Source organism: Telluribacter roseus (assembly GCF_017355915.2).
In the GTDB taxonomy this organism is placed as follows: domain Bacteria; phylum Bacteroidota; class Bacteroidia; order Cytophagales; family Spirosomataceae; genus Telluribacter.
The window spans coordinates 221105-243622 of record NZ_JAFEUV020000009.1; the positions used below are offsets into that span (position 1 = coordinate 221105).

Consider the following 22518-nt stretch of genomic DNA (forward strand, 5'->3'; position numbering starts at 1 on the left):
GTTCCGTAACACCGCCTGCTGCATTTAGGGCTGCCGCCCGCAAAACTGCCACTTCGATTATCGAAACCTGCTATTCAAATTCTTTGCGGAGAATATCCATGATCTCCTCCACGGTATTTTCTTCCAGATCAGTGCGGCGTACCAGTTCTTCTTTGCTTAGAGCCAGTACACTTTTGGCTGTATCCAAACCGATCTTACGAAGCTCCTGGATCATCCACTCGTCGATCTCATCCACGAACTCATTCAGATCCACGTCTTCTTCGTTCTGCTCCTCGATATCGCGGAATACGTCAATCTCCATGTTTACAAGACGACCGGCCAGCTTGATGTTCTGTCCTCCCTTACCGATGGCCAGTGATACCTGGTCAGGGCGCAGGAACACCGATACGCGCTTGGCTTCGCGGTCGATCTGCATCGAGCTTATCTTGGCCGGGCTCAGCGCACGGCTAATCAGCAGCTCGAGGTTATCAGTATAGTTGATTACGTCAATGTTCTCGTTGCCCAACTCACGTACGATTGTGTGGATACGTGATCCTTTCATACCTACGCAGGCTCCTACCGGATCTATACGGTCATCGTATGATTCAACGGCTACCTTGGCACGGTCACCGGGCTCACGTACGATACGACGGATAGAGATCAGACCATCGTAAATCTCCGGAATCTCTGTTTCGAACAAACGCTCGAGGAACACCGGTGAAGTACGCGACAGGGTGATCTTAGGAGTACCATTGATCATCTCTACTTTATGGATAACCGCCTTCACGGCATCTCCCTTGCGGAAACGATCTTTTGATATTTGCTCGGTACGGGGAAGGCTCAGCTCATTACCTTCGGCATCCATCACAATCACCTCGTTACGAAGTGTCTGGTATACTTCACCCGTGATAAGCTCTCCTACCTGGTCCTTGTACTTTTCGTACATCATTTCTTTTTCCAGGTCCTTGATCTTCTGGATCAGGGTTTGGCGGGCCGTTTGTACTAGGCGACGACCAAAATCTACCAGCTTTACCTCTTCGGCTACTTCTTCGCCTACTTCAAAGTCAGCCTGTATCTTACGGGCTTCTGACAAGGGTATCTTGTCGTGATCCCATATATCTTCTGAGTCATCATCCACGATCTCACGGGTACGCCACATCTCGAGGTCACCGCTTTCGGGGTTGATGATCACATCAAAGTTGTCATCGGTACCGTATTTCTTACGGATCATGGTACGAAATACTTCCTCCAAGACGCTGATCATCGTAGGACGATCTATGCTTTTCGAGCGAGCAAAGTCTGCAAATGACTCGATCAATACTACGCTATCCATTGGTTTTTAAGGATATTTGCTGATACTAAGTTACTAATTATATCCCTGTTTGAAACAAACAGTTGTAAATACTACATGATTTTCATTCTATTTGAATGAAACTTGTATAATGGCTTTGGCTATATCGCTTAGCTTGATTTCCGGCCGAAGAGCAGCTTCGTCAACCGGTAGCTTTGATTTCTTCTTGGGGGCTGGCAACTGAAGCACAATGCTTTCCTCCTTTACCTCTACCAGATTGCCCGTCAGGATTTCTCCCGACAGCATGGTTACTTTCAGATCACGTCCGATGTTTTTGCGGTACTGGCGTATCAGCTTCAGGGGCTGATCCAGGCCGGGTGAAGACACTTCCAGTGTATAAGCCTCTTCAATTATATTTTTCTCTTCCAGCTCCTGGCCCAGCTTCCGGCTGATTCGGGCACACTCCTGGATGGTGATTCCTTCGTCACTATCCAGCAGGATCGACACCTTCTGACTGCCTCTTGATGGCTTCAGTAGAATATCTACTATAAAGTAATCACCTTCACGCAAGTAAGGTTCCAGGAAATGCTCGATTTGTTCTCTCAGCGACATGAATGATTAAACTACAACAAAAAAGGGGATTCGCTATCCCCCTCGATCTTTGAATTGAAACGAAATATGCCGCAAAGATAACACTAATTTACAATTTGTACAAACAGTACGCATAACTCTGTATTATTCCAACGGTTATTCTAATTTTGGAGCACAAAGAGTACCTGTTATGCGATTTTTAAGGAGAAGTATCTGGTTTTTGTACATGCTGTTCGCTTTATACACGGTGGTTGTCTATGCACTCTGCTACTGGCTGCCTACCAATCACTGGATAGCCGGATTCCTGATGCTCTCGTTTCCCATCGTTCTGGTTTCCCAGTTCTTCTTCCTAGGCTTTTGGTTGGTGTTGCGGCCACGCTGGGCTGTAGTTCCGGCCTTACTGGTACTGGCGAGCCTTCCTTTCCTGGATCGTACCTATAAATTCAGGACGGAAAAAGAAGGCACCTCCACGCCCAGGACACCAGCTCTTAAAATCGTAAACTACAATGTATCAAGCTTTTTTCTCCATAATAATAATGAACTTGTCACCGAAAAAGTTCTGGAATGGCTTTCTGATGTAGACCCGGATGTCATTTGTTTTCAGGAGTTTGCCAACCGGAAGCAGGAGGGTAGGCAATCAGTAATTGACCAGTTGAAGAAGGCAGGCTATCCGTACCATGCCATTATGAATAATCCGGACGAAGAGTCATCCTCCTATATTACCGGGGTAGTTACTTTTTCTAAGTACCCGATCCTGAGCAAGCAGGACACGTTGTTCTCCAATATGAATGGTATGCTACAAACGGATATCCAGTGGCAGGGAAGCCGCATGCGGATCATCAATGTACATATGTACTCTATGACGCTGAAACTAAACAAGCTTGCCAGCCAGAAGGAGTACGTAGGAGTAAAGCGGGAAACGCAGGGTACCATTCGCCGGATGAAAAGAGGTTTTGTGGAGCGCAATGAGGAGGTAGAAATACTGGAGTCATGGGTTGAAGACTCTGACCACCCGGTAATAGTATGTGGCGATTTCAACGAAACCCCCTATGGCTACGTGTATGGCCGGATGCGTCGGCACTTGTCCAATGCTTTCGAAAATCGGGGTAATGGATTTGGTTTCAGCTATAATAACCTCCCTTATTTCATCCGGATCGACCATCAGTTTTACAGCAACGACAAGCTTGACCTGCAGGAATTCAATACACTACGCAAAGTCCCCTACTCAGACCATTATCCACTCGTAGGTTCCTATTCGTTGACTCCCCGGGAGTAGAATTAACATTTATTTCATAAAAGGGATAGCCCCAGGATTCACCGGGGCTTTCTATCTTTGGTGCTTACTATACGAGCATCTCCCACCCACTTTGCCCTGAACTTACCCTTACCTACTTACCCGATGATCCAACTGGTTACCCTTGACATGGCCGGTACTACCGTCACCGACCACCACGAAGTAGAAGCTTGCTTTGCCGAGGCTGCTCTTAAAACCGGCCTTACCGTAAGCAAAGAACGAATACTGGCCATGCAGGGACTACATAAGTACTTTGTATTCCAGACCCTGTGGGAGGAGCACTTTGGCACCCGTATGCATCCCGAGTGGCAGATGCGGGTAGACAAATCGTATAAGGTATTTACAGAGGTACTTGAGCACCACTACCTCACGCACGAGGTCACACCTACCGAGGGCTGTCTTGAGCTGTTCGACTACCTGCACCAGCAGAACATCCAGATAGCTCTGACAACGGGCTTCTACCGAAAAGTCACGGATATAATCCTGAAAAAGCTGGGCTGGCTGGAAGGACTCGATGAGCAGCGGGTTGGAACCTCTGCTACCGTTATTCAGGCCTCTGTTACCAGCGATGAGGTAGAAAAAGGAAGACCCCACCCCTTCATGATCCAGAAGGCCATGCGGCTGCTTGGAGTGGACGATACTGGTAAGGTACTTAATGTGGGCGATACGCCGTCAGATATTCAGTCGGGCTTCGCCGCTGGATGCCGTATGAGTGTAGCCGTTACCAATGGTACCCATACACGGGAGCAACTGGCATCCCACCAGCCCGATCGGCTGATTGGCTCGCTCCGGGAGCTAGTAGATGTACTGGAAGAATTGAAATAATAAGCCCTGCCCTATTTACTTTATCATGACCCACTTTGATCTTATCGTAGTAGGTGCCGGTATACTGGGTACCTCCCACGCGCTACAGGCCGCTCGCTTGGGCAAGAAAGTACTGCTCCTGGAAAAGGATAACTTCCCTACCAACGCTACCGTCCGCAACTTCGGGCAGGTAGTCCCCTCGGGGCTATCAGGGCGCTGGCACCGGTACGGGCAGCGGAGTATAGAGTTATACAAAGAAATACAGGCTGAATACGACATTAGTGTACGGGCCAATGGCTCCGTCTATGTAGCTTCGGACGAGCCGGAGTGGCAGTTGGCGCATGAGGCCGAAGAACTATTCAGGGATAAAGCCTATCCGGCCCAGTTGCTTTCCGCGGAGGAAACGCTGGCCAGGCATCCGTACTTAAAAGCATCTTACGTAAAGGGTAGTCTGTTTTTTCCTGATGATGTAAGTGTGGAGCCAGACCGGTTGGTACACCGACTCATCCAGTACATTCAGCAGAAGTATGGGGTCATGTACCTTCCCAACACCGCGGTCCTGGATTTCCAGTCTGGGGCTGAAGGGGTGGAGGTAGTTACGGCACGTCGGGAGAAGTTCAAAGGACAGCAGGTCGTGATCTGTAACGGCAGCGAGTTCCGGCTACTTTTCCCTGACCTGTTTGCCAGTAGTGGACTGGTGGTGAGTAAGCTGCAGATGCTACAGACTCTTCCTCTACCCAATGTTACACTAGCAGGCAATATCCTCACCGGCCTTACCATCCGCCGCTACGAGTCGTTTGAAGAATGTCCTTCCTTTGCCCAACTCACTACCCCTACTCACTACGAAGAGCTCAAAAAGTGGGGCATCCACCTCCTGTTCAAGCAAGCCATGGACGGCTCCATCATCATCGGTGACTCCCACGAGTACGCTCCGGCTGACCGTACCGACGAACTGGGCTTCGACGTGAAAGAACCTATCAATGAACTCATCCTACGAGAAGCGGAGCGAATTGTGGAGTTCCCGGTAAGAGGGATAGCCCGCGCCTGGGCTGGCTACTACGCCCAACACCCCGACGAAATACTGGAACGGGAGATAGCCCCCGGACTGCACATCATCACCGGGATTGGGGGGAAAGGGATGACCTCGAGCCTTGGGTATGCTGAGGAGAAGGTAAAGGAGTGGTTCTGAACTTCCGCCAGAACGTGAAGTAGGACAAACACGTAAGTACTATGTAAGCTCCGGACATCCCATAGCACCCGTACACAAAGAACGTCTGAAAGCTGATATTGGGCTGTCCGAAGTTTTTGTAGAGTAGTACGGCCACGCTACCCAGGTACCCGTACCAGTCGGCCAGTGTAACCAGAAAGCCCACGGTACTTACGTAGCGGAACGAAGCCACCAGCCGCTCAAAATAAAGCCCATTGCAAGGCACATAAGCCATGTACATACCCAGGCCCGTAAGCATAAACCATACCCCAGCCGATAGCCCTCCCAGTTGATAGATCCAGGTACTAAATCCTACCAGCACTCCTCCGGCCAGCATAATGCCATTGATAAGGGTAAAGGCAAAGAAGTTATTCTCTACCCAGCGCAGCCCGGCCATCAGCACCAGGATGATCAGGGCAATAAGGGTTTCAGTCTGGGCAAAGATGGCGGGATTACCCACGGCCGAGGCGCTCAGGATTTCGGGAGCAAAGTTGTCCCGAAAATCACGAAAGGCCGAGAGCAGTACATAGGAAGAGATTAGTAGCGTAAGAGCTACCGGAAAGGTACCTATAAATGCCTGTCTTTCCACCCGGTTCATCGGCTTGCGCTCCGTACGGGCTACCTCATCTTCCACTGATGGTGGAGGTAGTTTGGCCAGTCCCCATACCGACAGCAGCAGGGGCAGCACAAACAGGAGCCCGGTCAGAAAGGGAGCCCAGTGCTCCGACACTCCCTCCTGCATCAACAGCAGCGCTACGGTCTTCACCAACCCTGAGGCAAAGATAAACGAAGCCGTCAGGGCGGCTACAAGTACCTCAGTTTGCCGGCGTCCCTCCAGAAAACCCAGTACGGTACCATACACCATCCCCAGAGGAAGGCCATTCAGAAAAAGAAAAACAATATTGTAAGGCGGAGGTACCACGGCAAAGCCAAGCAGGGCCAGCTCAGAAAAAAGGACGAGCCCCAGCACAAAAAGCGGGCGCTGGTGGGGCTTCATCTCGGATACTACCTTTACGCCTATCCCCTTGGATACTGCGTAGCCAAGTACCTGAGCCGTAATGAGCCAGATCTTATAATCTATCTCCAGAAACTCTACCCCTTCAAACCGCACGGCCGTAATTCCCTTGCGAAACCCGTACATACTGGTATAGGTGCAGAAGGCCGCTAAGGCACCCAGTAAGGTCACTAATGCAGAGGAAGATTTTTTCACTGGTTAGGAGGTTAAGAGTGGCCTTGGCTAATAGATTGCAGTGTTGAATGTAGCTGTTTTTTAGCTCATCATGGATAGCGCTCGTATTAAATAATCTTTACGCAAAAAAGAGAGCCGGTCGACTAGTCGACCGGCTCTCTTTTTTGCTGAATTAGGCTACTACTCAAGTACTTCTACCACCAGGCTACTGGCAGCATCGGACTGGTGATACACACGGTGCGTGGCTTTGGTGAAATCCGAAGCTTCTGCTTTATAGATATTCTCTACGTACTTCTGGGGGTTGCGGTCAAAGAGCGGGAAGGCCGTGCTCTGTACCTGCACCATAATGCGGTGTCCCTTCTTAAAGGTATGCAGTACGTCCTGCAGGCGGAAGTTGATATCGGTGATCTGCTCAGGCTTGAGCGGCTCCGGCTTCGAGAAACTGTTCCGGAAGCGGGCCCGCATGATCTCACTGCGTACCATCTGCTGGTATCCGGCCAGTACTACTTCCTTATCCGTCAGGTACGCGTGATTCTGCACGGTATCAGGATATACATCAATGAGCTTTACAAAAAAATCAGCATCGGAGCCGGTCGTACTGATCTTTAGCTGCGCCATGATCTCCCCTCCCAGCGTAAGGTCCTCCGTCAGTACATCCGTCTGAAATACCAGCACATCGGTACGGGTAGAGGCAAAGCGCTGGTCCTCGGACATGTAGTTGAAGGGCGTAAAGCCTGTCATCTGCTGAAAGTCCTCGGTATAGGGGACTGGCTTCAGCGGATCACTGATGTAGGAACTGAATGAGTTGCGTGAAGTAGGGCTATTAAACCCTAACCTACCTCCCGGCTGAAAGTACAGGCGCTGCTTCTTAGCTTGTGCAACCGGCCATTTCTCATACTGTTTCCATTGCTTGGTACCTGTGTCAAAGAGGTAGGCTTCGGGAAGGCCCGTCTTACCGTCACCGGCGCCTTTCAGGAAGTGGTTAAAGAATACCTGCTCAATATTCCGCTGGTAAAACGTAGCGACGCTGTCGCCAAAGTAGATATCGTTGTGCAGGGTATGGCCCGTTTCGCGGCTCCAGCGCCCATGCCCAAAAGGCCCCATCACCAGGGTATTATAGATATTCGGATTGTTCTTTTCGATAGTCTTGTAGGTAGTGAGCGGTCCGTACAGGTCCTCGGCGTCAAACCAACCTCCTACGGTCATATAGGCATGCTTCACCCCCTTCAGGTGCGGCAGGATGTTCCGCTTCTGCCAGAACTCATCGTAGTTGGGGTGGTTGATGGTTTCCTGCCAGAAGAAGTTGTCCTTATAGTACTGGTTAAAGTTCTTCAGCGGCCCCATATTCAGGTTGAATGTATAACCATCGGGCTTGGGTTGAATAAATTCATCACTGAACCAGTCCTGTGCAGTAGGTTGCGGATGCTGGATACCAAATACCGGGAAAGTGAGGTAGTATCCCTGCGTAAAGACACCATTGTGGTGAAAATCATCAAAGAAAAAATCAGCGATGGGCGCCTGTGGCGAAGAAGCTTTCAGGGCCGGATGTTCACTCAGCGAACTGGCCGTCGTATAAAAGCCGGGATATGAAATACCCCACTGCCCTACCCGGCCATTGTTGTTAGGTACATTCTTGAGGAGCCATTCAATGGTATCGTAGGTATCCGAGGCTTCGTCTACTTCATTCTTACCTTTCTTATTAGGTATATGCGGAGTCATGTTGGTCCACACACCTTCGCTCATGTAGCGACCGCGTACATCCTGGTACACAAAGATGTACTTCTCCCGCATCAGGTGGGGGCTTGGTCCCAGCCTGACCGGGTACTTATCCGGGCCATAGGGAGCTACGCTGTAGCAGGTACGCTGCATCAGGAAGGGGTACTTAGTACCGGCCGAGGCATCCTTGGGTGTATACACAATGGTGAATAGCTTGATGCCATCCCGCATAGGGATAGAGTACTCCGCCTTGGTGTAATTTTCGCGGATATAGGCTTCGTCCGAGGCTGGCTGAGCGTATACCAGTACCGACGCCAGTACCCATGCGAGCGTTAGTAATTTTTTGAGCATAGTAGAGGTACTACAGGTTTATGATGAAGTTAATTTAGTGCATACTTAGGTAATAAAAAAGTCCCTCCTGATTGAGCGGAGGGACCAGGAAAATCCTTTTAGAACAGCTTCTCATTCGGCGGCTTAATACCCTTCATCCGAATGTAAGTAGTAGTCTGCCCGCGGTGGTGAGTCTGGTGCTCAAATGCCTTAGCATACGCTACACCCCGGCTCATATCACGACCAAACAGCTTAATAGAGGCTCCCATATCACCGTCTTTCAGTCCTTCGAGGCTCTGGATGACGAAGTCATAACTTTCGGCCACAGCTTTGGACAGAGCCTCTTTACTTTTTAACTCCTCCATCTTCTCCAGGTTTTTGCCCTGATGGGGATTGGCTTTGCCCGAAGCGGCGGCCGCAAAGTTATAGTTGCCGTTGGCCAGGTGCAGCATCTGCTCCGCGAAGGAGCGCACGTCCGGAGTAGGCTTGTAGCCCACACCATCGGCGGGCATGGCATCAAGGTACTCCTGCGTGTACTCTTTAGCCCGCTTCCAGTCGGCTACCATCTGGCTGACAGTTTGCGCAAGGGTGGAGGTACTGATAGCTACCAGGAGCATGAGGGTACTTAGTACTGATTTGCGTTTCATAGTGGAATGTATGGTTAGTATTTGCGGACTAAATATAGCAATAGAAGTCTGCAATGATAAGTAATCAACAGTGGATTACTGCTTTCCCGAACTTTCCCCCGGCTTCCGATCACTACACAGTACCTCCCCCCTCTCCTCTCGTACTTCAGGCTTCTACTTCCTTTTGAAATAGTTAAGAGTTACGCTGGGAGCAGTACTGCGCTCACCCAGCGTATAGTACCCCTGTGCATCTTTGTCAAAGCAAACGGCCTCGCCCTGGGGCTCCAGTACATAGGGCAGTGACTTGTGAGGAGGCTGCGAGAGTGTCTGCGCTACGGTCTCATTGGGGTTGCGCTTCCAGTAGTAGACGCTCGTGTACGTGCGAATCAATATCTCCAGTCCATCGTAAGAGATGTCTCCTCCCGTAGCTAACATCACCGAAGGAATAGTACCTACCTTTTCCGCGGTCATGACGTTTTCCGCAGGTTGCGGATAAGGCAGGCGATACATGTTGGTAGTACCCAGTTCTTTGGACACAACGAATAAATCCTTGGTAATCGGATCAAACAGGAGCGTTTCGGCATCGCGGGGACTATCCGGGTAGCGGTACATGATCCGCTCAATATCGCTGTTCTGAAATGACCCCTCCAGGCTTGTCAGCTCAGGTACCCGGTAGATATAGCTGATATCAATGGACGGATCAGCATTGTTATTACCAAAATCAGCCATGTACAGGTAGCTTACGCCATCGCGTGGTCCGCTCCCTACGGCTATATCCTCCCAGTCACGCGTTATCAGATCACCCATTGTGTACCGCCGTATCTGTCCCCCGTCTTTCTTAATCAGGCCTATCAGATTACCATCATCATTATGGGCCCAAAGGTACCCGTCCAGCGTACGGCTATAGGCCAGCCCTGAGGCTTCATCTATGAGTCCGGGTTCAATGGGTATGCGCTGTGGCACGGTCTCAAACACACTGGAGCGACCTGTATCCGGGTCGGGATCAATGGGCTTTTCCCAACAACCTGCCAGTAATAGCACAGGCAGCGATAGTATAGTAAGTGTCTTGTTGATGGGAACTCGGGTTGTGGATTTCATGAGTGTTGCTAAATGTTGATTTGTTAAAAATACGTACTTTTGGGCCGTTACTTGTGAAGCCAAAACTATTTTACAGTATAAATTGATTTTATGTTACGAACTCACACCTGCGGCGAACTGCGCATAGAGCATGTTAATCAGGAGGTTACCCTTTGCGGCTGGGTGCAGCGCGTCCGCGACAAAGGAGGTATGATCTGGATTGATCTTCGCGATCGGTACGGTATTACCCAGCTACTTTTTGAAGAAGGCAAATCATCTCCCGAAACACTGGAAACAGCCCGCACCTTAGGGCGTGAGTTTGTGGTTGCGGCCAAGGGACAAGTCATTGAGCGTCTATCCAAGAATGACAAGATACCTACCGGAGCTGTCGAAATACGTGTATCCAGCTTACTGGTACTTAATCCGGCCAAGCTCCCCCCTTTCCTGATCGAAGACGAAACCGACGGTGGTGATGACCTGCGCATGAAGTACCGCTACCTCGACCTGCGCCGTTCAGTAGTACGCCGTAACCTGGAGCTACGCCACCAGGTGGCCCGTCATACCCGCAGCTACCTGGATAATCTTGACTTCATCGAAGTAGAGACTCCGGTACTGATCAAGTCGACGCCCGAAGGTGCGCGTGACTTTGTAGTACCCAGCCGCATGAATCCGGGCGAATTCTACGCGCTGCCCCAGTCGCCGCAGACATTCAAGCAGCTCCTAATGGTATCCGGCTTTGACCGCTACTACCAGATCGTAAAATGCTTCCGTGACGAAGACCTTCGGGCTGACCGCCAGCCTGAGTTTACGCAGATCGACTGCGAGATGTCCTTTGTAACACAGGAGGATGTACTCAATACGTTTGAGGGACTGATTAAGCATCTGTTCAAATCCGTAAAAGGCATAGATCTTCCCGAAGTACCCCGCATGACGTACGCCGACGCTATGAAGCGCTACGGTTCTGACAAGCCTGATGTACGCTTCGGGATGGAGTTCGTGGAGCTTAAAGGCGAAGGACGGGACCTTACCAGCGGCAAGGACTTTGGCGTGTTTGACAGTGCTGAGCTGGTTGTGGGTATCAACGCTCCCGGCTGTGCCGAGTATACCCGTAAGCAAGTCGACGAACTGACCGAATGGGTAAAGCGCCCTCAGATTGGCGCCAAGGGGTTGATCTACCTGCGCTACAACAGTGACGGTACCCTGAAATCATCCGTAGATAAGTTCTATGGTGAAGAAGACCTGAAGAAGTGGGCCGAAGCCTTCGGTGCCAAACCCGGTGACCTGATGCTGATCCTGCCCGGACCGGCTGATAAAACCCGCAAGCAGCTCAACGAGCTACGTCTCGAGATGGGGAACCGCCTCAGCCTACGCAACCCGGATGATTACAAGGTGCTGTGGGTAGTGGACTTCCCGCTCCTGGAGTTTGGCGAAGAAGAGCAGCGCTGGTTTGCCATGCACCATCCCTTCACCAGTCCGAAGCCTGAAGATGTACCTCTGCTGAAGACTGATCTCGGCAAGGTACGCGCCAATGCGTATGATATGGTGATCAACGGTGTAGAAGTAGGCGGTGGCTCGGTGCGTATATTCCAGCGTGACCTCCAGCAGCAAATGTTCGAAATCCTCGGTTTTACACCCGAAGAGGCGCAGGCTCAGTTTGGTTTCCTCATGAATGCGTTTGAGTTCGGAGCGCCTCCGCATGCCGGTATCGCTTTCGGTTTCGACCGTCTATGCTCGCTGTTTGGCGGAGCCGACTCCATCCGTGACTTCATCGCTTTCCCGAAAAACAACTCAGGCCGCGATGTCATGATTGATTCCCCCTCTCCGATTTCTGAGCAGCAACTCAAGGAGTTAAGCATTAATACCGTGCGATAGTCAATTGCGGGTCTAGCAATATTTATTCAAAAAGCAGCCGAGTGAGTCTGTTCAGACTCACTCGGCTGCTTTTTTATGTATACTACTGACTATCTTTAAGATAAAAATAATACCAATTTTAGTTGGAATTATTGATTGTGGACAACTACAGAAAATGTGGATAACTTCCCGTAAGGGTTAGTTTATATAACAACTTACTTAGTTACTATTCACTATTGGAGCCCCACGCAAGCTACTATTCCTGTTAATAAGGTAAGCAACTTATCAACACAGTTCTTAATGCCTGAGAATCAATACTTAAAATAGTTACATAAACTTACTCTACAAAAAGCTCCTGATTTTAGCCGCTGTTTCTGCCAGATCCTCCTGCGACATCTTTATCTTCTTGTTGAAGTTCATATCGTCCATGCTGTTGATGGGGATAAGGTGGACGTGCACATGGGGGACCTCCAGACCTATCACACTCACCCCGATGCGGCGGCAGGGTACTGCTCTTTCCAGGGCCGGTGCGATCTGCCGGGCAAACTGCATCAGCCCCAGGTACTGGTCTTCATCCAGATCAAAGAGGTAATCCACTTCTTTCTTGGGTATAACCAGGGTATGACCCGGAGCCACCGGAAAAACATCCAGAAAAGCCAGAAACTCGTCCGTCTCCGCCACCTTATGACAAGGGATCTCGCCTGCTACTATCTTGGAAAATATGGAAGCCATGTAGGAGTAAAAAGGTTAATGGTTTATGAATCTGGGGGTACTATAGTGTACCTATCCTTCACAAAGTAAAACAAAAATTAGCTTTTTAACGGTAAATGCCATAGGTTTCGGCGTTTTAATCAAAAACAGTATTTTACGTATTACTATGAAAAAAATGTTTGTGCTGGGAGCTATGCTGGTAGCTCTTGTTGCCTTTCAACCGGCGGAGTCATTCGCTCAGAAAAAAGGCAAATGGGTAACCCTCTTTGACGGAAAATCATTTGACGGATGGAAAAAGTGGAAGGGTGGTGAAATTACCAAATGGGCAATTGAAGACGGTGCCATGGTACTTACCGAAAAAGGGGGTGGAGACCTGCTGACTGTAAATCAATACGGCGACTTCGAACTGGAACTGGAATGGAAGATCAGCGAAGGTGGTAATAGCGGCGTAATGTACCACGTGCAGGAAGGCGAAAAATACTGCTGCCCCTACTCTACCGGTCCCGAGATTCAGGTACTTGACGATGCCAAACACCCGGATTCATTTGCCGGTAAAGACGGAAACCACAAGTCAGGCTCGCTGTACGATATGTTGCCTCCCAACGACCTGAAGGCTGTAAAACCTGCCGGTGAGTGGAACAAGATGCGGCTTGTTATTAAGAATGGCAAGGGTGAAAGCTGGCTAAACGGTAAGAAGGTAGTTGACTTCCCTACTAAAGGCCCCGAATGGGATGCCATGGTGGCAAACAGTAAATTTAAAGGCTGGAATGGCTTTGGTACCTCTGATAAGGGACATATCGCCATACAGGACCACGGTGATAAAGTGTGGTACCGCAATATCCGTATCCGCGAACTCTAATTAGTTAGTTGTTTAGAGGAATAGATTTCCAAAAGAAGTAATTGGTAGAGGCCAGTTACTTCTTTTGGTATATAACAGATATTTTTAACCCGACTCAATACGCTGCCAATGAAATCTAATCGCAGAGATGCCGTCAAAAAAATGGCCGGACTTGCCGTAGGAGTACCGGCGGCCGAATCACTACGTGAACACATGGAAGCTGCCAACCAACTACTTGGTCCCGAACTGAAAGGACGCATAAACCACTCCGTCTGCCGTTGGTGCTACGGCAAGATCCCCTTTGAGGAGCTTTGCAAAGCAGCCAAAGACATGGGTATCAAGTCTATTGAGCTGACGGGGCCGGAGGAGTGGCCTATCCAGAAGAAGTACGGTCTGGACTGCGCTATGCCTTGGGGAGCCAACAAAAACCTGTCGGATGGCTTTAATGAACCCAAGTACCACGATGAGCTGATTGCCAGCTATGAGGCACATATCCCTAAGGTAGCCGCTGCCGGCTATAAGAACCTGATCTGCTTCTCGGGCAACCGCCGGGGTATGAGCGACGAGCAGGGACTAGAGAATAGTGTAAAGGGTCTGCAGCGCCTGATCAAAACCGCTGAGAAACATAAGGTAACGCTGGTGATGGAGCTCCTCAACAGCAAGGTAGACCATAAGGACTATATGTGCGACCATACCGCCTGGGGCGTAGAACTTTGCAAGCGCCTTGGCTCGGAGAACTTCAAGCTCCTCTACGACATCTACCACATGCAGATCATGGAGGGAGACATCATCCGGACGATCAAAGATAACATTCAGTACATTGCTCATATCCATACGGGTGGTGTACCGGGACGTAATGAGATTGACGAAACCCAGGAACTCTACTACCCGACCATCATGAAAGCCATCGTGGATACGGGCTACAAAGGCTACGTAGGCCAAGAATTTATCCCGAAGCGCGATCCGCTTACTTCGCTAAAGCAAGGAGTGCAGATTTGTGATGTATAATTTGCTTTAGGCTTTAAGCAATAGGCTTTAAATAAAAGCGGATAGAGCAGTAAACAGCTCCATCCGCTTTTTTTGTTGATAAGTGCATGAGAAATATATCGCTCTTTCACTCATTCGCTCTTTCGCTCCGCCAGTACTCCCGGCTATATATCCGCTTAAAGGGCCAGTTCTTTTGCTGCAGGATCATCGGCAGGTACGCATGGGGCTCCTTGGACGAAGGGCTCTGGTGGTACAGATCATCATCCGTCAGGATCAACCCCTGGTAGGTACCGCCCGAGCGAATGGTAAGATCCGCAAAAGGAAGCTCTTTGACCAGCCCCTTCTCCTGCTTAGCCAGCTTATCTTTAAGTAGCCAATCGGTACGGTAGGTATGGGTTGGCAGTGGCTGCGGACGGTAGTGCCCCTCCGATACATCCAGGGCATACTGCAGGTACGCCTTCAGGAGCTTAGGACCTTCGTTGGCCGTTTGCTCTACCTGTAATTGTGCAGGCCACAGACTGGTAACGACGTACACCCGCTCGCGCGCCCGGGTTACCGCTACGTTCAGGCGGTTCTCGCCGCCCTGGGTGTTGAGCGAGCCAAACTGCATCATCAGCCGCCCACGCACATCGGGAGCGTAGCCTACCGAGAAGATGATGACATCCCGCTCATCTCCCTGCACATTCTCAATATTTTTGACAAACAGCTCCGGTAACGAGATATTCTCCTGCTCAAACAGCTCCTGAATCAGCTGCTGCTGCTGAAAGTTAAAGGTCACCACTCCCACGCTTTGCCCGGTAGTACTCAGCCTCCTCACCAATTGGAGTACTTGCTCCGCCTCCGCCATATTGGTATTCTTTTCCCAGATACCGTCCACTTTCAGGTACTTGATACCCGGCTCAGCATCGTTGACCTGTCGGAAGTCGGGTAGTAAGCGTAGTGTATTTTTATAAAAGTACTGGTTAGAGAAGTCAATCAGGTCCAGCGAGCGGCTCCGGTAATGTCCGGTCAGCTGGTATTTGGCCAGCGACTGCGCCGCCAGGTCCAGCAGCGAATCCACCTCCAGGGCTACGGGTACATCTTCCTCTTCGGCGCTCTCCTCGAAGCGTACCCGGTACAGGTCACTTGGGGGCAGCTGCTTGCTATCGCCGGTTATTACAGTCTGACGGCCCCGGTAGGCGGCGGGTAATCCATACTCGGCGTAGCACTGGGAGGCTTCGTCGAATATCACCAGATCAAAAAGGTCTTTCTGCATCGGAAACATGGCCGACACCGACTCGGGTGAAGCCATCCAGCACGGTACCAGCCGGAACACCTCCTCCGAGTGCTCCTCCAGAAGCTTCCGGATGGGCCAGATCTTCCGCTTCTTGGTGACCTGGTGGAGCAGTTCCCGGTAGGTTACCCGGTTGCCCAGGCGATTGTTCTCCACATCCTGATAGGTCTCCTCCCGCAGTTTGATCAGTACGATGTCGCGGCTCAGGCTCTGCTTATGCCGGATACTACTCTGGAGCTGTTCTTCCCACTGCTGCATCCGTAGCGACGATACGGCCCTCAGGTCCGGGAATCGGGTTTCCAGATGCTCGATCCAGGCCAGGCGTAGACTGTTATCAAACAGAGCTACTACCGCCTCCGGCAGGGTATCGGCCAGTTCCTGACTTTTATGAAGTACCTGCTCCGTGGCGGACCGCTCGTGGGGAGCCATTTGCTGCCACAACCGGTCCATCTCCACCAGCGAATCAAAGTCGGCCTGTAACTGGTCACGCAGAAGGCTGGCCCGCTGCGGTGTATGTACCAGTACCTGTATCTGCTCGGGCAGAAGAAATGGGTTCAAGGTACTTATTGATCTCTCCCAGGCTTTTACCCACTGGATCAGCGTCTCAATAGCTTCTATAAAAGTACTTCTTGAAGATGCGTTTAGGGCCAACGTATGCAGTACCTGACTCCACTGTTTGATACGGAGCCTGACTACCGCGTCGGCGGCCTTCTCGCTCTTTTGAAAAAAGGAGATGAATTGCTGTTCCTTAGTGAGCTCTCTATTCAGATACAGCTCCTCAAAACCCAGCAGAGAATTCTGCAGCCATTCTTCCATCTGAAGGCGGTTGCGAAGCAGCAGGCTCAGCTTTTCCAGGTTTTCCAGTCGGGTACTTAGTCCGTTCTGAGTAGCTACCCGCCTAACGAGATCTCTATCACTACCAAACCACTCCCACCACTGGCTGCTGGCCCACGCTTGCTTCGCCGATACGGCCTTCATGAGCTGTCCTCTGAAATGGGTAAGATCAGACGTCGGCAAGGTAGTTTCCAGGCCCTCCCAACCTTCCAGCGTAGCCACGATCTGCCGGACCAGCGCCAGTCTTTTAACTGAATGTTCGGTGCCGCTGAGGTACGTCTGAAATAGTTGGAAGGTAGTATCGTCGGGTAACAGGTCACGAATATCTTCCAGGCGCTCAAGTACCTCCGCCCGATCCTCTATGAAGTCAGCCGTAAAGGAGGTGTTGGTGATAGATTCAAATTGCTGAGTCTGGCGCTGGACGAACGGGGGCCAGTCCTGCAAGAGTTGCTCCATCCGGCGCAGCTCACTTATACCGTAGCTGGCAAAACTCCTGCGCTGGTACCACCCATGCTCCGGACCGATACGCTGCGCGTAGGCGGCGTAGAGTCTGAGCCGGCGCCGGTAATCCTCTACGCTATCCAGCCGGAATGACCGGTAAAGTGGATGACCTTCGGCACTAGTCAGACTAACGTGGGGAGCGGCCGGACTGCTGGACAGGTATAGTTCCTTGACGGACACCCCACACTCCGACTCATCAAACAGGGCTTTCCGAAAACCTTCCAGTTCCTCCACAACCCGATCGATCTGGCGGCTCTCCTGGCTGAATTGCCGCTCCAGCACCACTGCATCCAGGCTGTAGTTCTGGCTGCGGTAGGCATCTACCTGCTCTATCTGGGTAGCCAGCTGACGGTATAGCTCGGGGCGATCGTTACGAAAATCATGGATAAGAGCGGCAAAAGGTGCCAATCCTATCGACTGTAGGCGCTGGTACACGACATCCAAAGCGGCGCGTTTCTGACATACCAGTAGTACCTTTTTGCCTTGTGCCGCAAAATCAGCCATCAGGTTGCAGATCAGCTGCGACTTGCCGGTACCGGGCGGCCCCTGCACTACCACTGATTCGCCTTTTTTTACCGCCCTGATTACCTTCTCTTGCGACACATCCGTCTGGAACGGCGTCAGGACCTGCTCTTCGCGCAGCAGTATATCTGATGTGTTGTTTAGGATGGCTCCTTCTGCATAGGAGGCTAGTATAGAGAAATCCAGTTCATCCGGGGAGGCTTCAAGTAGTACATCGTAGTCGGGTACCAGGTAAGAGCCTGCCTGCGGAAATATCCCCAGCACCGCCTCCGGGTATAGCTTCAGTTCGCCAGTTTTTTCCAGCGTCTGCAGATCACTGCTCTTGAATACCTCAAACGGCTGAACCTTATCTTCGAAAAGCTGCTGGTTGAAGTTGATACGAAAGGGGGTCGTCTTCAGCCACTCATACAGCTGCGTGCGGAACTCCAGCGCATCAGTCGGGAAGTCATCGAAGGTTTTCTCGCTGACCTCATCGGGTACGGCAGTCTCGTTGAAGTAGGCATAGGCCAGGGCAAAGCTACGATTGAGGGTTACTTCGGCATCATCGCGCCCGAAGAGGCACCACTGCTCCCGGTCCATCCGGAGCGTTACCGGAAAGAAGAGCAGCGGCGCGTGAATAACGGAGCCATCTGATAGCTTGCCCCGGATAAAAGGATAGCCCACGTACAGGTCGCGGGCTCCTCGTTCTTCTTCAATAAATCGTTCGGTTCGGGCTATCTTTCGCAGCTTACGGCTCAGCTCATTCACCCGTTCGTAGCGGGGATCCTGTACATCGCAAAGGGGTATGCGTGCCTTTCGCTGAATCAGCTGCCGAACCAGCTCAAAGGATGACTTCCCCAACAGGAAGTCACCCTCGTGCAGATCCACAAATTGTTCCCCCGGCAAACGTGTCAACAGCAGTGATTTGTTGCGACTACTAAGATTGGTCAGACGTTTGAGGTACGCTTTGAGGACTTTATTCATTTCTACTTTTTAATCTGTTCCTGCGGTTCTTCGCTATCATTGATCAGGTTTGGCACCTCCTCATTCTTCTTGGGGAAGATAACAGAAGCCAGTATACTGACAGCCAGAATCCCCAGGATGACGTATAACGAATAAGCCGTTTTGAAGCCGATTTCTTCCAGATAATGATGCGCCAGCATTTTTCCACCGATAAACATCAGCAGCACACCCAGCCCGTACTTCAGGAAGCGGAACAGGCCCATGATGTTGCTCAGGAAGAAGAACATGGAACGTAGTCCCATGATGGCGAAAATATTGGAAAAGAAAACGACGTAGGGGTCTTTGGTGATGGAAAATATGGCCGGTACCGAATCCACCGCAAATATAAGGTCCGTAAACTCAATGATAAGTACCACTACGAACAGTGGTGTAAAGAGCCACTTGCCGTGTTTCTTGATAACAAAATGCTCCTTTACGTACCGAGGATATACAGGCAGGTACCTGGAGGTGAACTTCACCACCGGGTGCTTGTTAGGCTCGATCTTTTCATCTTCACTTCCCTGAAAGAAGATCTTTCCTCCCTGGTATACCAGAATGACACCAAAAATGTAGATAATCCACTCGAAGCGCTGAATCAGGGCTGAGCCGACAAATATGAAGATGAAACGCATGATGATCGCTCCGAGTACCCCCCAGAACAGTACCTTCTTGAAGTACTTCTCACGTACGCCAAAAGAGGCGAAGATCAGGATGATTACAAAGATATTGTCGATGGAGAGCGCGTACTCCAGCAGGTAGCCCGTGATAAACTCGAGCGACATATTGCGCCGGTATATATCAAGACTTTCCTCAAAATTGCCCGGGATGAGTTTCAGGTGCGGAGCGTACTTGTCCTTGACCTGCTCGAGTTGGGCGTAGTTGTCGATACCATGTATAAGGTCACCATGGGTTTTGATAATGAAATAAAAGCCCAAGGCAAGGGCGATCCAGACGGCAGTCCAGATAGCTGCTTCGCCAAATTTAACCACGTGGTCTTTTTTACTAAAAACACCCAGGTCGAGCAGCAGCATAAAGCCAATAACGACAATGAAGCCGAGGAAAAAGAGAACTTCGTTTGAGAACATTTTCTGTAAATGGGTCGGTCGAAAATAGGTTGAAATTGTGTTGTGTCCCAGCTAAACGTATAGGGAGGCACAAAGTTCTTATTTTAAGTCTACTGAAAAAATAAATTTTGATAAGAGGGTTCCTGTCTCCCTTTATATACCTATTTAGTTGATAAGCGTATAATTAAAATAACAACTGTACCCTCGGAAAATATAATCCAGCTCCTATACACCTCTTACCCGAAGCAGGGCGGTTTCGGCCGTCAGACCGGGCCCAAAGGCGCTGGTAAAAATCCATCGTCCATCCGACTCACGATGGCGCTCCCAGAGTTGTCTGAGTACAAATAAGACCGTCACCGACGACATATTGCCGTAGTCACGCAGTACATCGTAGGCTGGTGCGTTGTCGCAGGCACAGATCCCCAGTACCTCTTCGATTACTTCCAGGATACGACGTCCTCCGGGATGAATGGCATACAGGCCTACATCTTCCCGCTGTATTCCCTGCGCTGCCGTAAGCCGGTCCATTACCGTCCGGATCCCTTTCTTAAGCACGTCCGGCACCCGAGAGGTCAGCTTCATTTCAAATCCAAAATCACTGATGTGCCAGGCCATATCCTCATTGCCTTCGGGTAGTACCTCGCACGCAAACTGGGCTACTTCCAGCGCGGCTACTCCCTCATCGCACGCCCCCTCTACCAGTATAGCCGACGAGCCATCCGCAAAGAGGGCATTAGCCAGCAGATGATCCTCTTCGTTCTTTTTCTGAAAATGGATAGTACACAGCTCTGTACACACCATCAGTACCTTTGCCTTCGGGTCGGCCTGGGCCAGGGCTACGGCGGCCTTCATCCCGTTAAAGGCTCCGTAGCATCCCATAAAGTTGATAGCCAGCCGGTGCGTGGAGGTCCGCAGCCCCAGCCGCTCTATGAGTTCTATATCAGGCCCCGGAGCATACATACCCGTACAGCTGACCGTAATCAGGTGAGTAATTGACTCCATCGGCACCTGCCGCTGCCGGAGGCAATCCCGGATGGCTTTTTCGGCCAGAGGTACGGCATGCTCTCGGTACAGGTCCATGCGCTGACTCACCGTAGGGAAGGGTTCCAGATCAGGGGTATTCGGATAAAATGTAAAGCTTCCTACCTCCTGTCCGTAATCAGCCAGTACCGAATACCGGTGCTGAATGCGGGTACTGCGGTACAGGGCCCGCAAACGACGCTGCCCCGACTCGTCGAGGTGTAAGGCATTTGCCATAAACTCAGCAATGCGCATCTGATTGAATTGGTAGGCCGGCGTAGCCGTACCGATGGAGGTAATGTATGCAACTTGCTGAGTACTACCAGTCACTTCTTATTGATTTTGTATTGAAAATGTAGTAACTTCCTAAAAAATACGTGCCACCATAACCTTTGGTGGAAACAGTATGTTTTCTACTGGTTCAGAGTGCTGTTCTTGCTTTTCTTAGTCCCACCTTAAAAGAATTGCCCGCCTATGATCCGGAATGTCTTTCTACACCTGCGTATCCCGTTTTCGGTGTTTCTGCTTCCTGTGTACCTGTTCGCTCTGAGTCAGACGCCCGCCCCTGATCTGCTCATGGCCTGGTGGTCGCTCGTGATCATCCACCTGTTCCTGTATCCGGCCAGCAACGCCTACAACAGCTACTACGACAAAGACGAAGGCAGCATAGGGCTGCTGGAGGTACCTCCACCCGTCAGTAAGGAGCTGCTGTATACCTCCTGGCTGCTGGACATCCTGGCTGTATTCATAGCCCTATGGACTGGCATGGGACTGTCCTTTGTCCTGTACCTGATCATCTATGGTACTATATCTAAGGCTTATAGCCATCCGGTGGTACGGCTGAAAAAGTACCCCCTGCTGAGCTGGTGTATAGTAGGTGTGTTTCAAGGAGCCTTTACCTACCTGGCTACGGTGCAGGTGATCGGGCAGCTTCCGGTGGCGGAGCTTCTACAGGCCAGGTACCTTATTCCGGCGCTTATCTGTACCTCCAACCTGTGGGCGGTGTACCCCCTTACGCAGGTATACCAGCACGAAGAGGATGCCCGCCGCGGCGATCTTACCTTCAGCCGTCTGGTTGGCATCAGGGGGACCTTTCTCAACGCGGCTCTCTTTTTCTCTTTATCCTTTACGGGCTTCCTGTTTTACTTCCTTACGTACGGCTCCGCCAATAGCCTGATCGTGCTTGTACTGTGCATGGGGCCGGTTCTGGCTTACTTTGGCTACTGGTGGAGGGCGGTTCTGCGGGACCAGGAAGAGGCGGATTTCAGACATACCATGCGCATGAATCTCTTTGCGGGCATAGGTCTAAATATTTTTTTTGGTGCACTATGTCTGTACCATTTCTGATTTACAGCCTGTTAATTTTTTGTTAATAATTTTCTCAAAAAAAACTTAGAAGCAACTATTGCGTAGTATCAATTGTCCCCCTACCTTTGCAGCACCTTAATCAAATAAGGAAACGCGGAAGTAGCTCAGCTGGTAGAGCGCAACCTTGCCAAGGTTGAGGTCGCGGGTTCGAACCCCGTCTTCCGCTCAAAATTGGCAAGCACCGGAAACGGTGCTTTTCTTTTAAAATAACATCGAACTTTGGTTCGTCATGTGAGGCCGGGGTGGTGGAATTGGTAGACACGCAGGACTTAAAATCCTGTGAGCCGAAACGCTCGTACGGGTTCGACCCCCGTCCCCGGTACAGCATCAGTATTCTGATTAGCACATAGTAATGCGGAAGTAGCTCAGCTGGTAGAGCGCAACCTTGCCAAGGTTGAGGTCGCGGGTTCGAACCCCGTCTTCCGCTCAAAGTTAAAAAGCACCGTTTCCGGTGCTTTTCTTTT

The 22518-nt window shown here is 50.7% G+C and carries 17 protein-coding genes and 3 tRNA genes; 10 read left to right on the forward strand and 10 right to left on the reverse strand.

Annotation, left to right across the window (positions count from 1 at the left end):
- Positions 1-70: 70 nt before the first annotated feature.
- Both nusA and rimP read right to left on the reverse strand, forming a co-directional pair.
- The gene (nusA, locus tag JTN23_RS17480) at positions 71-1312 is read right to left on the reverse strand and encodes a transcription termination factor NusA (RefSeq protein ID WP_247236322.1); all 1242 of its coding nucleotides are present in this window, start codon (positions 1310-1312) and stop codon (positions 71-73) included.
- 87 nt (positions 1313-1399) lie between these two features.
- Positions 1400-1882, reverse strand: a complete 483-nt coding sequence (rimP, locus tag JTN23_RS17485) for a ribosome maturation factor RimP (RefSeq protein ID WP_247236323.1) — start codon at positions 1880-1882, stop codon at positions 1400-1402.
- A gap of 169 nt (positions 1883-2051) precedes the next feature.
- On the opposite strand from rimP, the gene JTN23_RS17490 reads away from it, so the two are divergent.
- The 3 genes from JTN23_RS17490 to JTN23_RS17500 all read left to right on the forward strand — a co-directional run bounded on the left by JTN23_RS17490 (position 2052) and on the right by JTN23_RS17500 (position 5148).
- Positions 2052-3137, forward strand: a complete 1086-nt coding sequence (locus tag JTN23_RS17490) for an endonuclease/exonuclease/phosphatase family protein (RefSeq protein ID WP_491630935.1) — start codon at positions 2052-2054, stop codon at positions 3135-3137.
- A 123-nt stretch (positions 3138-3260) separates the two neighbouring features.
- On the forward strand, positions 3261-3980 hold the full coding sequence (locus JTN23_RS17495; protein ID WP_247236325.1) for an HAD hydrolase-like protein: 720 nt from the start codon (positions 3261-3263) through the stop codon (positions 3978-3980).
- 25 nt (positions 3981-4005) lie between these two features.
- The gene (locus JTN23_RS17500) at positions 4006-5148 is read left to right on the forward strand and encodes a TIGR03364 family FAD-dependent oxidoreductase (RefSeq protein ID WP_247236326.1); all 1143 of its coding nucleotides are present in this window, start codon (positions 4006-4008) and stop codon (positions 5146-5148) included.
- On the opposite strand, the gene JTN23_RS17505 is transcribed toward JTN23_RS17500, so the two are convergent.
- The 4 genes from JTN23_RS17505 to JTN23_RS17520 all read right to left on the reverse strand — a co-directional run bounded on the left by JTN23_RS17505 (position 5075) and on the right by JTN23_RS17520 (position 10125).
- Positions 5075-6376, reverse strand: coding sequence for a DUF5690 family protein (locus tag JTN23_RS17505; RefSeq protein ID WP_247236327.1), 1302 nt, complete (start codon positions 6374-6376; stop codon positions 5075-5077). The genes JTN23_RS17500 and JTN23_RS17505 overlap by 74 nt on opposite strands.
- 159 nt (positions 6377-6535) lie before the next feature.
- The gene (locus JTN23_RS17510) at positions 6536-8422 is read right to left on the reverse strand and encodes a CocE/NonD family hydrolase (RefSeq protein WP_247236328.1); all 1887 of its coding nucleotides are present in this window, start codon (positions 8420-8422) and stop codon (positions 6536-6538) included.
- Between the two features lie 98 nt (positions 8423-8520).
- A complete protein-coding gene (locus JTN23_RS17515; protein ID WP_247236329.1) occupies positions 8521-9048 on the reverse strand; it encodes a DinB family protein in 528 nt (175 codons plus the stop codon).
- A gap of 153 nt (positions 9049-9201) precedes the next feature.
- On the reverse strand, positions 9202-10125 hold the full coding sequence (locus JTN23_RS17520; protein ID WP_247236330.1) for a PE-PGRS family protein: 924 nt from the start codon (positions 10123-10125) through the stop codon (positions 9202-9204).
- Between the two features lie 90 nt (positions 10126-10215).
- On the opposite strand from JTN23_RS17520, the gene aspS reads away from it, so the two are divergent.
- Entirely contained in the window at positions 10216-11976 is a 1761-nt protein-coding gene (gene aspS, locus JTN23_RS17525; RefSeq protein WP_247236331.1) for an aspartate--tRNA ligase, read from the forward strand.
- A gap of 321 nt (positions 11977-12297) precedes the next feature.
- On the opposite strand, the gene JTN23_RS17530 is transcribed toward aspS, so the two are convergent.
- A complete protein-coding gene (locus tag JTN23_RS17530; protein WP_247236332.1) occupies positions 12298-12687 on the reverse strand; it encodes an HIT family protein in 390 nt (129 codons plus the stop codon).
- Positions 12688-12841: 154 nt separating this feature from the next.
- Here JTN23_RS17530 and JTN23_RS17535 point away from each other — a divergent pair, with 154 nt between their 5' ends.
- Positions 12842-13525, forward strand: coding sequence for a 3-keto-disaccharide hydrolase (locus JTN23_RS17535; protein WP_409049457.1), 684 nt, complete (start codon positions 12842-12844; stop codon positions 13523-13525).
- Between the two features lie 108 nt (positions 13526-13633).
- Positions 13634-14512 (forward strand): hydroxypyruvate isomerase family protein, encoded by an 879-nt coding sequence (locus JTN23_RS17540; RefSeq protein WP_247236333.1) that lies wholly within the window; start codon positions 13634-13636, stop codon positions 14510-14512.
- A gap of 106 nt (positions 14513-14618) precedes the next feature.
- Here the strand turns inward: JTN23_RS17540 and JTN23_RS17545 are convergent, their stop codons facing one another.
- From JTN23_RS17545 to JTN23_RS17555, 3 genes are all read right to left on the reverse strand, one after another.
- Positions 14619-18584, reverse strand: coding sequence for an AAA domain-containing protein (locus JTN23_RS17545; RefSeq protein ID WP_247236334.1), 3966 nt, complete (start codon positions 18582-18584; stop codon positions 14619-14621).
- A gap of 2 nt (positions 18585-18586) precedes the next feature.
- The gene (locus tag JTN23_RS17550) at positions 18587-19687 is read right to left on the reverse strand and encodes a TerC family protein (protein WP_247236335.1); all 1101 of its coding nucleotides are present in this window, start codon (positions 19685-19687) and stop codon (positions 18587-18589) included.
- Positions 19688-19891: 204 nt separating this feature from the next.
- A complete protein-coding gene (locus JTN23_RS17555; RefSeq protein WP_247236336.1) occupies positions 19892-21016 on the reverse strand; it encodes a type III polyketide synthase in 1125 nt (374 codons plus the stop codon).
- 144 nt (positions 21017-21160) lie between these two features.
- Between JTN23_RS17555 and JTN23_RS17560 the strand changes: the two genes are divergently transcribed.
- The 4 genes from JTN23_RS17560 to JTN23_RS17575 all read left to right on the forward strand — a co-directional run bounded on the left by JTN23_RS17560 (position 21161) and on the right by JTN23_RS17575 (position 22481).
- Complete coding sequence (locus JTN23_RS17560; protein WP_247236337.1) at positions 21161-22033, forward strand: UbiA family prenyltransferase; 873 nt, start codon at positions 21161-21163, stop codon at positions 22031-22033.
- A gap of 114 nt (positions 22034-22147) precedes the next feature.
- A tRNA-Gly gene (locus JTN23_RS17565) sits at positions 22148-22220 on the forward strand.
- A gap of 70 nt (positions 22221-22290) precedes the next feature.
- A tRNA-Leu gene (locus tag JTN23_RS17570) sits at positions 22291-22376 on the forward strand.
- 32 nt (positions 22377-22408) lie between these two features.
- Positions 22409-22481: transfer RNA gene (locus JTN23_RS17575), tRNA-Gly, on the forward strand.
- Positions 22482-22518: the final 37 nt, after the last annotated feature.